This window comes from Aeromonas aquatica, assembly GCF_000764655.1.
In the GTDB taxonomy this organism is placed as follows: Bacteria; Pseudomonadota; Gammaproteobacteria; order Enterobacterales; family Aeromonadaceae; genus Aeromonas; species Aeromonas aquatica.
Genome location: NZ_JRGL01000010.1, coordinates 35026 through 47161 on the forward strand (window position 1 = coordinate 35026; position 12136 = coordinate 47161).

Annotated in this window: 11 protein-coding genes; all 11 read right to left on the reverse strand. The window is 63.2% G+C overall.

Features of this window, described 5'->3' with window-relative positions; all coding sequences use genetic code 11:
- Window positions 1–55: 55 nt before the first annotated feature.
- The 11 genes from nuoL to LG30_RS0102485 all read right to left on the reverse strand — a co-directional run bounded on the left by nuoL (window position 56) and on the right by LG30_RS0102485 (window position 12034).
- Window positions 56–1903: an NADH-quinone oxidoreductase subunit L gene (gene nuoL, locus LG30_RS0102435; protein WP_033129125.1), complete on the reverse strand. Its 1848-nt coding sequence runs from the start codon at window positions 1901–1903 to the stop codon at window positions 56–58.
- Window positions 1900–2208 (reverse strand): NADH-quinone oxidoreductase subunit NuoK, encoded by a 309-nt coding sequence (gene nuoK, locus LG30_RS0102440; protein WP_033129126.1) that lies wholly within the window; start codon window positions 2206–2208, stop codon window positions 1900–1902. The genes nuoL and nuoK overlap by 4 nt, the downstream gene beginning before the upstream one ends.
- Window positions 2205–2756 (reverse strand): NADH-quinone oxidoreductase subunit J, encoded by a 552-nt coding sequence (nuoJ, locus tag LG30_RS0102445; protein ID WP_033129127.1) that lies wholly within the window; start codon window positions 2754–2756, stop codon window positions 2205–2207. Before nuoJ ends, nuoK begins: the two co-directional genes overlap by 4 nt.
- A 9-nt stretch (window positions 2757–2765) precedes the next feature.
- Entirely contained in the window at window positions 2766–3308 is a 543-nt protein-coding gene (gene nuoI / locus LG30_RS0102450) for an NADH-quinone oxidoreductase subunit NuoI (RefSeq protein WP_033129128.1), read from the reverse strand.
- A 7-nt stretch (window positions 3309–3315) separates the two neighbouring features.
- Window positions 3316–4284 (reverse strand): NADH-quinone oxidoreductase subunit NuoH, encoded by a 969-nt coding sequence (nuoH, locus tag LG30_RS0102455; protein WP_033129129.1) that lies wholly within the window; start codon window positions 4282–4284, stop codon window positions 3316–3318.
- Between the two features lie 52 nt (window positions 4285–4336).
- Window positions 4337–7066 carry an NADH-quinone oxidoreductase subunit NuoG gene (nuoG, locus tag LG30_RS0102460; RefSeq protein ID WP_033129130.1) on the reverse strand — a complete coding sequence of 910 codons (2730 nt, stop codon included), beginning with the start codon at window positions 7064–7066 and terminating at the stop codon, window positions 4337–4339.
- Window positions 7067–7146: 80 nt separating this feature from the next.
- A complete protein-coding gene (gene nuoF / locus LG30_RS0102465; protein ID WP_033129131.1) occupies window positions 7147–8514 on the reverse strand; it encodes an NADH-quinone oxidoreductase subunit NuoF in 1368 nt (455 codons plus the stop codon).
- The gene (gene nuoE / locus LG30_RS0102470; protein ID WP_033129132.1) at window positions 8511–9053 is read right to left on the reverse strand and encodes an NADH-quinone oxidoreductase subunit NuoE; all 543 of its coding nucleotides are present in this window, start codon (window positions 9051–9053) and stop codon (window positions 8511–8513) included. Before nuoE ends, nuoF begins: the two co-directional genes overlap by 4 nt.
- A gap of 64 nt (window positions 9054–9117) precedes the next feature.
- On the reverse strand, window positions 9118–10923 hold the full coding sequence (gene nuoC, locus LG30_RS0102475) for an NADH-quinone oxidoreductase subunit C/D (protein ID WP_033129133.1): 1806 nt from the start codon (window positions 10921–10923) through the stop codon (window positions 9118–9120).
- A gap of 2 nt (window positions 10924–10925) precedes the next feature.
- Window positions 10926–11600: a NuoB/complex I 20 kDa subunit family protein gene (locus tag LG30_RS0102480; RefSeq protein WP_033129134.1), complete on the reverse strand. Its 675-nt coding sequence runs from the start codon at window positions 11598–11600 to the stop codon at window positions 10926–10928.
- A 29-nt stretch (window positions 11601–11629) separates the two neighbouring features.
- On the reverse strand, window positions 11630–12034 hold the full coding sequence (locus LG30_RS0102485; RefSeq protein ID WP_033129135.1) for an NADH-quinone oxidoreductase subunit A: 405 nt from the start codon (window positions 12032–12034) through the stop codon (window positions 11630–11632).
- Window positions 12035–12136: the final 102 nt, after the last annotated feature.

Below are 12136 nucleotides of genomic sequence, written 5' to 3' on the forward strand. Positions count from 1 at the left end.
TCTAGTCGCTGTGCAGGCCCGCAGGCCTGCAGTGAATTCAGGGAATGCATCGACGTCAACCGAGCAGCAGCAGCGCCAGGATCAGGACGGCGCCCATCCCCATGGAGGCTGCGTACCAGCGCAACTTGCCGGTGACAGTCCAGGCCAGCATCTGATGACCACTGTATGCCAGTACGGCGGGCAGGTTCATCATCCAGTCCAGCGGATCCTTGCCAAGCAAGCGGGTCGCCAGCAGGTAGGGCTTGACCCAGAGCCGTTCATACAACCAGTCAAAGCCCCAGGCGTTGAACCAGAGGGTGCTGAGCAGACGGCCAGGGGCGCTCTCGGCAATACTTCTTGCCAGGCGACGCTCGCCAAGGAACAGGAAGGCGGCGAGTGCTATCCCCGCCACGGCGATGACGCCGGACAGGATCTCGAGGCTGTGACGACCCTCTTCGATGTGATCGCCAGGGCCCGCCGGCAGTACGCCCGCCAAGGGGGGGGTGATCCAGGCGCCGATGGCGGTGGAGAGCACCAACAGCACCAGCAGCGGCAGCTTGTGCGCCAGGCCGTGACCGGCATGGGCCTGCGTCTGCGGCTTGCCGTGGAAGGCGATGAAGATCAGACGGAAGGTGTAGAGGGAGGTCAGGAAGGCCCCCACCAGACCGGCCCACAGCAGGGTGTTCTGGCCACTGGCCTGCACCTGCCAGAGGATGGCGTCCTTACTGTAGAAACCGGCGGTCACCAGCGGCAGCGCGGCCAGTGCCGAGCCCCCGACCAGGAAGCAGGCATAGACCAGCGGCAGGCTCTTGCGCAGGCCCCCCATCTTGAAGATGTTCTGCTCGTGGTGGGTCGCGACGATGACGGCACCGGCGGAGAGGAACAACAGCGCCTTGAAGAAGGCGTGGGTCATCAGGTGGAAGATGGCCCCATCCCAGGCACCGACCCCGAGGGCCAGGAACATGTAGCCGATCTGGCTCATGGTGGAGTAGGCCAAAATCCGCTTGATGTCGGTCTGCACTAGGGCCGCGAAGCCCGCCAGCACCAGCGTGATGGCACCCACCAGCGCCACCAGATGCAGGATCTCGGGGGCCAGCAGGAACAGTCCGTGGGTACGGGCGATGAGATAGACACCAGCGGTCACCATGGTGGCCGCGTGGATCAGCGCCGAGACCGGGGTTGGACCCGCCATGGCGTCTGCCAGCCAGGTCTGCAGCGGCAGCTGGGCGGATTTACCGACAGCGCCACCGAGCAACATCAGACAGGCGAACGACAGGGCAGGGGAGCCTTCGGCAAACATCGCGGGCGCGCGAACCAGCAGCTCATGGATGTTGAGGGTACCGAGCTCCCGGTACAGGACGAACAGACCGATAGCGAGGAAGACGTCACCGACCCGGGTCACCACGAACGCCTTGAGGGCAGCGGCCCCGTTGGCGGGATTGCGGTAGTAGAAGCCGATCAGCAGGTAGCTGCACAGGCCCACGCCTTCCCAACCGAGGTAGACGAACAGCAGATCATCGGCCAGCACCAGGAACACCATGCTGGCGATGAACAGGTTGGTGTAGGTGAAGAAGCGCGAATAACCTTCTTCCCCACGCATGTACCAGGAGGCGAACAGGTGGATGAAGAAACCCACCCCGGTCACCACTCCCAACATGGTCAGCGACAGGCCGTCCAGCGCCAGGCGGAAGCTGGGGGTGAATTCACCCACCGCCATCCACTGCCACAGGGTCTGGGTGTAGACGCCGCCCTCCGGCATGTTGCCGAGAAAATCGATGCCAACCCAGAGGGTGGTCAGGGCCGACAGGCCTATGCTGCCGACACCGATGAGCGCCGAGGTGCGCTCGCCGAAACGGCCGATGGAGAAGGCCAGCACCAGCCATCCCAGCAGCGGGAACAGGAAAGTCAGGAATAGGAGGCTCATCCGCGCATCTCGCTCACAGTGTCCACGCTGAGGGTGTGGTAACGACGATAGAGCAGCAGTAACAGGGCCAGGCCAATGCTGGCCTCCGCTGCCGCCAGAGAAATCACCAGTATGTACATGATCTGGCCGTCGGCCTGGGCCCAGCGGCTGCCAGCCACCACGAACGCCAGTGCGGACGCATTCATCATGATTTCGATACTCATGAGGATAAACAGCAAGTTACGGCGAATTAACAGGCCGCACAGGCCGATACAGAACAAGATGGCCGCAAGCAGCAAACCGTGTTCCATGGGAATGCCACTCATTGCTGACCTCCTTCTTGAGATGGGCGCACGGGGGTTTTGGGCACGGAGAGCACCTCTCCGTTCTTGTCCTCACGGCCCAGGTGATAGGCGGTGACCAGGCCCGCCAGCAGCAGGATGGAGGCGAGCTCCACCGCCAGCACGTAGGGGCCGAACAGGGCGATGCCGACTTCCTTGGCACTGACGTCGGTCAGACCGAGCACACCCCCGGTGACGCCGAGGATGCCGTAGGCCAGGAAGCCGAGCAGGATGAGGGAGAGCAGGGCTGGCCCGCCCCAGGTCTTGGGGGTGAGCCAGTTGCGTTCCTGATCCTGGGCCGAGCCCAGGTTCAGCATCATCACCACGAACACGAACAACACCATGATGGCGCCGGCGTAGACGATCACCTGCAAGGCACCCGCGAAGGAGGCACCAAGGCAGAAGAAGATCATGGCCACGGCGATGAGCGAGATGATGAGATTGAGCAGCGCGTGCATCGGGTTGCTGGTGCTGATCACCCGCAGCGTGCTGTAAATGGCGACCAGGGCCGCGGCATAAAATGCCAATTCCATGATTGACTCCTAGGGCAGCAGGCTCTTGACATCGATGGGCTTGGCTTCGTTCTCGGCATCCCCTTTGGGCTTGCCGTCGATAGCCATACCGCTCATGCGATAGAAGTTGTAGTCCGGGTACTTGCCGGGGCCGCTGATCAGCAGATCTTCCTTCTCGTACACCAGATCCTGGCGACGATACTCACCCATCTCGAAATCCGGGGTGAGCTGGATGGCGGTGGTGGGGCAGGCTTCCTCACACAGGCCGCAGAAGATGCAACGGGAGAAGTTGATGCGGAAGAACTCCGGGTACCAGCGACCATCGTCCCGCTCCGCTTTTTGCAGCGAGATGCAGCCGACCGGACAGGCGACGGCGCACAGGTTGCATGCCACGCAGCGCTCGTCACCGTCCGGATCCCGGGTCAGGACGATGCGGCCACGGAAACGGGGCGCCGCATAGACGGCCTGCTCCGGGTAGCTCAGGGTCTCGCGGGGCCGCCAGGCATGGGAGAACACCATCCCGAGGCTCCGCAGTTGGGTGCCAACACCCTTGATGATATTAATGATTTTCATAGGTGCCTCACTGCACGTTCATCAGCACTACGGCGCCGGTTACCAGCATGTTGAGCAAGGTAAGCGGCAGGCAGACTTTCCAGCCAAAGGACATCACCTGGTCGAAGCGCGGGCGAGGCAGGGAAGCCCGCAGCAGGATGAAGAACACCATGAAACAGGCGGTCTTCAGGGCGAACCAGATGAAGGGCGGCAGCCAGGGGCCGTGCCAGCCACCGAAGAACAGGGTCACGATGAGGGAGGAGATCAGCACTATGCCGATGTACTCACCCACGAAGAACAGGCCCCACTTCATGCCCGCATACTCGATGTGATAGCCATCGGCGAGCTCCTGCTCGGCCTCAGGCTGATCGAACGGGTGACGGTGAGTGACGGCGACGCCGGCAAACAGGAAGGTGACGAAGCCCAGGATCTGGGGTACCACGTTCCAGAGCCCGGCTTGCGCCTCGACGATCTCCCGCAGGTTGAAGCTGCCGGTCTGGATCACTATGCCCATCAGGGACAGGCCGAGGAACACCTCGTAGGAGAGGGTCTGGGCCGAGGCCCGCAGGCTGCCGAGCAGGGAGTACTTGTTGTTGCTCGACCAGCCGGCGAACAGCACGGCGTAGACCGCCAGCCCCGCGATGGCCAGGATGTAGAGCAGGCCCACGTTGAGATCCGCCACGCCCCAGGTGGGGGTGATGGGCACCACCGCAAACGCCAGAATGAAGGCGGTGAAGGCGATGATGGGGGCCAGCACGAAGATCCGGCGATCGGCAAACGGCGGGATCCAGTCTTCCTTGAAGAACATCTTGATCATGTCGGCGGCCAGCTGCAGCAGGCCGAAGGGGCCCACCCGGTTGGGGCCGTAGCGATCCTGCCACAGCGCCAGCAGGCGACGCTCGATGAAGCTCATGAAGGCACCGGCCCCCACGATCCCCACCAGCACGATCAGGGCCTTGCCCACCTCCAGCAGCAGGTCAATCAGCGAATCGCTCATAGGCGGACCTCCTGCCGGTTGTCGCGTTGAGAAAGGGTGATCAGCACGTGGCTCATGCGATGGCCTCCTGCAAGTTGTTCACATAGGTCTGATGCAGCGCGGTCGGCAGGCCATTGGCACCGAGGGGCAGACCGAGCAGGCCCTTGGCCAGTTTGTCGCTCAGGCGCAGGGTCAGCCGCCAGTGGTGGCCACCCCAGGAGAAGGCAATCAGGCTGCCGGCATTGAGGGCCAGACGGGCGGCGTCGGCCGGGTTCAGTACCAGCACGGGCTCGCTCATGCGTGCCTGGATGACCGGGCTCCTGGCGGAGAGTTCTTCGCCACCGAACAGCTGATCGTAACTGACCACCTGCAGCGCCTCCTGGGCCTGGAAGGGAGTCGGGATGCTGTCGAACCAGCCGAGGTTGTCCTCACCCGGTTCCAGCAGACGGCGACCGGGATCCCCGGCACGCAGGTTGCCACCCACTTCGTCCTGGAACTTGTTCCAGGCAGAGGGGGAGTTCCAGCCCGGCGCCCAGGCGAAGGGCACCTGTTGCATCGGTTGGCGGGCACCGGCGTAGCCTTCCATGGAGAAGGCGAACGGCGAGTCGGGATCTTGCGCGACCCGGGGTTCGCTCACGTCCTGATCCGCCAGCATGGAGGTGCGACCGCTGTAGCGGTGCGGCTCGCGGGCGAGCTTCATGCCACGGATGCGCAGACCCGCGTTGGGGGCGGCTTCACGCATGGCAGCCAGCAGCGGGGCGCTGGCGGCGCAGGCCGTGCTCACCTCGTCGAAGGTGCTCCAGCGCAGCGGTTTTCTGTCCAGAGCGCCTTGCAGCGCGGCCAGCCAGCGCCAGCTCTCGCGCACCTGAATGTCGGCGTCGTAGAAGGCGGGGGCATAGACCTGGAAGAAGCGCTGGGCGCGGCCTTCCATGTTGATGAGGGTACCGTCGGCCTCGGCGAAGCTGGCGGCGGGCAGTACCAGACCCGCTTTCTGGGCGGTGCCGGTGTCCTGATGATCGACCACCAGCAGGTGTTGCAGGCGGTCGATGGCGGCATCGACGCGGCTGCGGGCGGCACGGCGATAGAGATCGTTCTCCAGGGTGATGAGCGCGAGCTTCTCCTCCCCTTCGATGCGCTCGAGGGCAGCTTCCAGCGGTGCGGCGGTCCCGGCCAGCATGGCCAGCCCCAGGCTGTTGGCTTCTTGCGCCACCAGCGCCAGTTCCACGGCCTGACCACGACCCTTGAGGGCGCGGGCGATGTTACTGGCCGCCTCGAGCAGCGCCTGGGAGCGGGCGCCGGAGCCGGCGATGATGAGCGGCTTCTTGGCGTTGCCAAGCAGCTCGGCCCAACGTTCGGCCAGGGCTTGCTGCTCGGGCGCCAGATCGGCCAGGGCAGGGGCCGAGCCGTCGAGCAGGTGGGCGATGGCGAAGCCGAGGCGTGCCTGATCCGCGTGGGGCGCGTGCAGGGTGCCGCTCGCCACGTCGTCCAGACGGGTGCTATCCAGGCTGGTGATCAGCAGCGGGTAGCGCTCGTTCTGGGCCAGGGTCTGCACCGCGGCGACTTGCCACAGGTCCACCTTCAGCTTGCGGGCGATCTCGCGCCCCTTGCCCTTGACCGCCTGGCGCAGGGCCAGGGCGATGCGGGCGGCGGTCTGGGTGACGTCTTCGCCGAGCACCAGCACGGCGTCGGCCTCTTCCATGTCACGCAGGCTCGGGGTGCGTACGCCACCCTGTTGCAGGATCTGCAGCATCTTCTGCAGGCATTCCCACTCGCTTTGCTCGACGCCGCTGTAGAAGTTGGCGGCGCCCACCAGCTCGCGCAGGGCGAAGTTGCTCTCCAGCGAGGCGCGCGGCGAGCCGATGCCGATGACGCCGGCGGCGGTGCGCAGGGCATCGGCGGCGCGGTTCAGGGCACCGTCCACCGTGATGGCGAGTCTGTCGCTGCCGTCATGGAGCAGGGGCTGGCGCGGACGATCGGCCAGGTTGACGTGACCGTAGCCGAAGCGGCCGCGATCGCACAGGAAGTAGTGGTTCAGGGCGCCGTGGTAACGGTTCTCGATGCGGCGCAGCTCGCCATAACGCTCACCCGGGCTGATGTTGCAGCCGACCGCGCAGCCTTGGCAGATGCTGGGGGCGAACTGCATGTCCCACTTGCGGTTGTAGCGTTCTGAGTGGGTCTTGTCGGTGAAGACGCCGGTGGGGCAGACCTCCACCAGGTTGCCGGAGAACTCGCTCTCCAGGGTGCCGTCTTCGACCCGGCCGAAATAGACGTTGTCGTGGGCACCGTAGACACCGAGATCCTCGCCACCGGCGTAGTCCTTGTAGTAACGGACGCAGCGATAGCAGGCGATGCAGCGGTTCATCTCGTGATTGATGAAAGGGCCCAGATCCTGATTCTGGTGGGTGCGCTTGGTGAAGCGGTAGCGACGGCTGTTGTGGCCCGTCATCACCGTCATGTCTTGCAGGTGGCAGGCGCCGCCCTCTTCACACACCGGGCAATCGTGGGGGTGGTTGGTCATCTGCCACTCCACCACCGTCTTGCGGAACTCTTTCGCCTCTTCGTCCTCGATGGAGATATAGCTGCCATCGGTGGAGGGGGTCATGCAGGACATGACCAGGCGGCCGCGCTTGTCGTCGGCATTCTGATATTGCTTGACCGCACACTGGCGGCAGGCGCCGACGCTACCGAGCGCCGGATGCCAGCAAAAATAGGGGACGTCAAGCCCTAAGGACAGACAGGCTTGCAGCAGATTGTCTGCCCCGTCTACCTCGTACTCTTTACCGTCTACATGAATGGTGGCCATACAACTTCCCTGACTTCAATTAGATAAAATCTTTGGCTCGCGCTAGTTCAGAGGACCAGCTGCGGACGCGCAGTCGCGTCTTACCAGCGTTCGCCCAGCAGATTGGGCTGGATCCCTTTGAGCAGCTTGTGATTGTCCTGCGGTCCCTTGATCCCGGCCTCGAATTCGGCGCGGAAATACTTGAGGGCACTGCCAAGGGGCTCGACGGCGCCAGGGGCATGGGCGCAGAAGGTCTTGCCCGGGCCGAGGAAACTGACCAGCTGTTCCAGCGTGGCCAGATCTCCTTGCTGACCCTCGCCACGCTCCAGCGCGCGCAGCAGCTTGACGCTCCAGGGCAGGCCATCGCGGCAGGGGGTGCACCAGCCACAGGATTCACGGGCGAAGAACTCTTCCATGTTGCGCAAGAGTCCCACCATGTTGATGCTGTCATCCACCGCCATGGCGAGGCCCGTCCCCATACGGGTGCCGACCTTGCCGATGCCACCGGCATACATCTGGGCATCCAGGTGCTCGGGCAGCAGGAAGCCGGTGCCGGCGCCGCCCGGTTGCCAGGCCTTGAGGCGATAGCCTGGTTTCATGCCACCGGCGTAGTTTTCAAACAGCTCGCGGGCGGTGATGCCAAAGGGCAGCTCCCACAGACCCGGGTTGTTGACCTTGCCGGAGAAGCCCATCAGCTTGGTGCCGTGATCTTCCGAGCCCGGCAGCGCCAATCCCTGATACCACTCGACGCCGTTGCCGATGATGGCGGGCACGTTGCACAGGGTCTCGACGTTGTTGACGCAGGTCGGCTTGCCCCAGACGCCGGAGACGGCTGGAAAGGGGGGCTTGGCGCGCGGGTTGGCGCGGCGCCCTTCCAGGGAGTTGATCAGCGCCGTCTCTTCGCCGCAGATGTAACGCCCGGCGCCCGTGTGGACGAACAGCTCGAAGTCAAAGCCAGAGCCCAGGATGTTCTTGCCGAGCAGACCGGCGGCCTTGGCTTCTTCCACCGCGCGGCGCAGGTTGATGGCGGCATCGACGTATTCGCCCCGCAGGAAGATGTAGCCACGGTAGGCCTTGAGGGCCTTGGCGGAGATGATCATCCCCTCGATCAGCAGATGGGGCAGTTGCTCCATCAGCAGACGATCCTTCCAGGTGTTCGGCTCCATCTCGTCGGCGTTGCAGAGCAGGTAACGGATGTTCATGCTCTCGTCTTTGGGCATCAGGCCCCACTTCACACCGGTGGAGAAGCCGGCGCCGCCGCGGCCCTTGAGGCCGGCGTCCTTGACGGTGCCGACGATCTCATCAGGGCTCATCTGACTCAGTGCCTTGCGGGCCGCATCGTAGCCCTGCTTGCTCTGGTATTCGTCCAGCCAGACCGGCTGGCCGTCATCGCGCAACCGCCAGGTGAGCGGATGGGTCTCGGCCGCACGGGCGATGCGGTTGGCGGTGCCAAAGGATGCCAAACTCATGGATAAGCCTCCAGGGTCTTGAGCAGGCTGACGGCATCGAGCCCGCCATAGGTGTCGTCGTCGATCATCAGCGCCGGCCCCTTGTCGCAGTTGCCGAGGCAGCAGACCGGCAGCAGGGTGAAGCGACCGTCAGCCGAGGTCTGGCCAGGGCCCAGATCCATGACTTCTTTCAGGCCGGCCAACAACTGCTCGTGACCGTTGATGTAGCAGACCATGCTGTCACAGACACGAATGATGTGACGACCCACCGGCTGGCGGAAGATCTGGCTATAGAAAGTAGCGACCCCTTCCACGTCACTGGCGGGGATGCCGAGCTCGGCGGCGATGGCATGGATGGCACCATCCGGTACCCATCCGCGGGCCTGCTGCACTATCTTGAGCGCTTCGATGCTGGCGGCACGGGGGTCTTCGTAGTGGTGTATCTCATGCCCGATGGCGTCGCGTTCGGCCTGGCTCAGGACGAAACCGTCCCCCTTGCCCTGGCACCCGCCCTGTCCCGCTGGGGACGCTGTATTTTGGCACTGACATTGCTGGCTCATGACTTGACCTTCTGTCGCTTATTCTTCTTGTCCCGTTGCGTTCTGGTGCGAACGCGGCGGGGACTTAACGATCCACATCCGACATAACGAAATCGATACTGCCCAGATAGACGATGAGATCCGACACCATCTGGCCGCGGATCACCGAGGGGATCTGCTGCAGGTGAGCGAAGCTCGGGGTGCGGATCCGGGTCCGGTAGCTCATGGTGGAGCCGTCGCTGGTCAGGTAGTAACTGTTGATCCCCTTGCTCGCCTCTATCATCTGGAAGGACTCGGCGGCCGGCATCACCGGGCCCCAGGACACTTGCAGGAAGTGGGTGATCAGGGTCTCGATGTCCTGCAGGGTGCGCTCTTTGGGCGGTGGCGTGGTGAGCGGGTGATCCGCCTTGAACGGTCCCTCCGGCATGTTCTTCACGCACTGCTCTATGATGCGCAGACTCTGGCGAATTTCCTCGAAGCGCACCATGGCTCTGTCATAGGCATCGCCGTTGGCACCCACCGGCACCTCGAACTCGAACTGATCGTAGCCGGAGTAGGGACGCCATTTGCGCACGTCGAAGTTGAGGCCGGTGGCACGCAGGCCACCGCCTGTGGTGCCCCAGGCCAGTGCCTGCGAGGTCGAGTAGGCGGCGACGCCGATGCTGCGGCCACGCAAGATGCTGTTGCGCATGGCGGCTTTTTCATACTCCATCAGCCGCTTGGGCAGCCAGTCCAGCAGGTTCTCCTGGATGAGGCGAGCCCAGCCCACCGGCAGATCGTGCGCCACCCCACCGATGCGGAACCAGGCCGGGTGCATGCGTGCGCCCGTGATGGCTTCGATGATGGTGTAGATCTTCTGGCGGTCGGTAAAGGTGAAGAACACAGGGGTCATGGCGCCCACGTCCTGGATGTAGGTGCCGATGAACAGCAGGTGGCTCTGGATGCGGAACAGCTCCGACATCAGCACCCGGATCATGTCGACCCGTTGCGGCACCTTGATCCCTGCCAGCTTCTCTACCGCCAGCACGTAAGGCATGTTGTTGAGCGAACCGCCCAGATACTCGACCCGATCGGTGTAGGGGATGTAGCTGTGCCAGGACTGGCGCTCACCCATCTTTTCGGCGCCGCGGTGGTGATAGCCGATGTCGGGGACGCAGTTGCGGATCTCTTCGCCATCGAGCTGCAGCACCAGGCGGAAGGCGCCGTGGGCGGAAGGGTGGTTCGGACCGAGGTTGAGGAACATGTAGTCCTCGTTCTCGTTGCCCCGGCTCATGCCCCATTCTTCGGGCTTGAACAGCAGGTTGTCCTGCTCCTGATCCTGCTTGACCGCATCGAGCATGAAGGGATCGAATTCGGTGGCGCGCGCCGGGTAGTCCTTGCGCAGCGGGTGACCCTGCCAGCTCTTGGGCATCATGATGCGGGTCAGATGGGGGTGGCCCTCGAAGGTGATCCCCATCAGATCCCAGACTTCCCGCTCGTACCAGTTGGCGTTTGGGAAGGGCTTGCTGATGGTGGGCAGGTTCAGATCGCTCTCTTTGAGCGGCACCTTCAGCATCACATCGGCGTTACGGTCGATGGAGATGAGGTGATAGAAGACGGTGAAGTCGCTCTCGGGCAGGCCGTCGCGATGGCTGCGCATCCGCTCGTCGGTGGCGCTCAAATCGAACAGCATCACGAAGGGGGAGGGGAGCTTGCGCAAGAAGCCGATCACGTCCAGCAGCAGCTCGCGGGAGAGCCAGATGACCGGCACGCCGGTGCGGGTGGTCTGGACGGTGAAGCGCTCGGCACCGAAGTGAGCGAACAACTCGCCGACCACCTGGGCATCACTGTGATCGGAAGGCTGCCACTGGGACATGGTGTAGTTACTGGGAAATTCTCGGGTCAGTTTCATGATCAGATCTCATCCGGCGTGCGCAGGTTGGTGACGTTGATCCGTTCGCCGCGCTTGCGTTCCTTCTCGGCCTGCATCTGCGGGCGGTATATCCCCTGATCGCCGGCCACCCAGGAGAGGGGGCGACGCTCCTTGCCGATGGAGTCCTGCAGTAGCATCAGCGCCTGCAAGAAGGCCTCGGGGCGGGGCGGGCAGCCAGGAATGTAGACGTCGACCGGCAGGAACTTGTCCACGCCCTGTACCACTGAGTAGATGTCGTACATGCCGCCGGAGTTCGCGCAGGCGCCCATGGAGATAACCCATTTGGGTTCGAGCAACTGCTCATACAGGCGCTGGATGACAGGTGCCATCTTGATGAAGGGGGTCCCTGCTATCACCATGAAATCCGCCTGACGAGGCGAGGCCCGGATGACTTCGGCGCCGAAACGGGCGACGTCATGGGGGGAGGTGAAGGCGGTACACATCTCCACATAACAGCAGGAGATGCCGAAGTTGTAGGGCCAGAGGGAGTTCTTGCGGCCCCAGTTGACTGTGTCTTGCAACACCTCTTCGAGGCGCCCGATCATGATGCCGCGGGAGGCCTCTTGGGCCAGGGGATCCTCGACGGTTTGGCGCTGTTCCTGCGGGTAGCGCTCAACGGGCGCATCCGGGTCAATCCGGGTCAGGGTGTACTTCATGGTGCAACCTCAAAGGGAGTATCAGTAATTCAGTCTGGCTTCTTGTCAGTCAGGACAGGTTTCTTTGGTGCCCAGTCGAGCGCACCGATGCGCCACAGGTAGATGAGGCCTACCAGCAGCAGAGAGATAAAGATGGCGGCTTCGATGAAACCGACCCAGCCACTTTCCCGAACAGAAACGGACCAGGCGAAGAGGTAGAGTGCCTCGACGTCGAAGATGACGAAGAACATGGCAACCAGATAAAACTTGGCGGAGAAACGCAGCCGGGCATTACCGACTGAGTCGATGCCGGATTCGAAAGGCTTGTTCTTGGCTCGGCCGTAAGCTCGCCCCCCCAACAAAGACGCCAGGCCGATCATGGTCAGGCAGATACAGATGGCCCCAACGACATAGACAGCAAAAGCCCAATGCTGGACAGCAATATCAGCAAACATAGGAGTGTTCCCTAACCGAATTAATCACGTGAGTTAACAAGGGTGTTACGTATTATGCCATGGAGATGTTGATTCACATGTCATTTCAAAGGATTAATTATT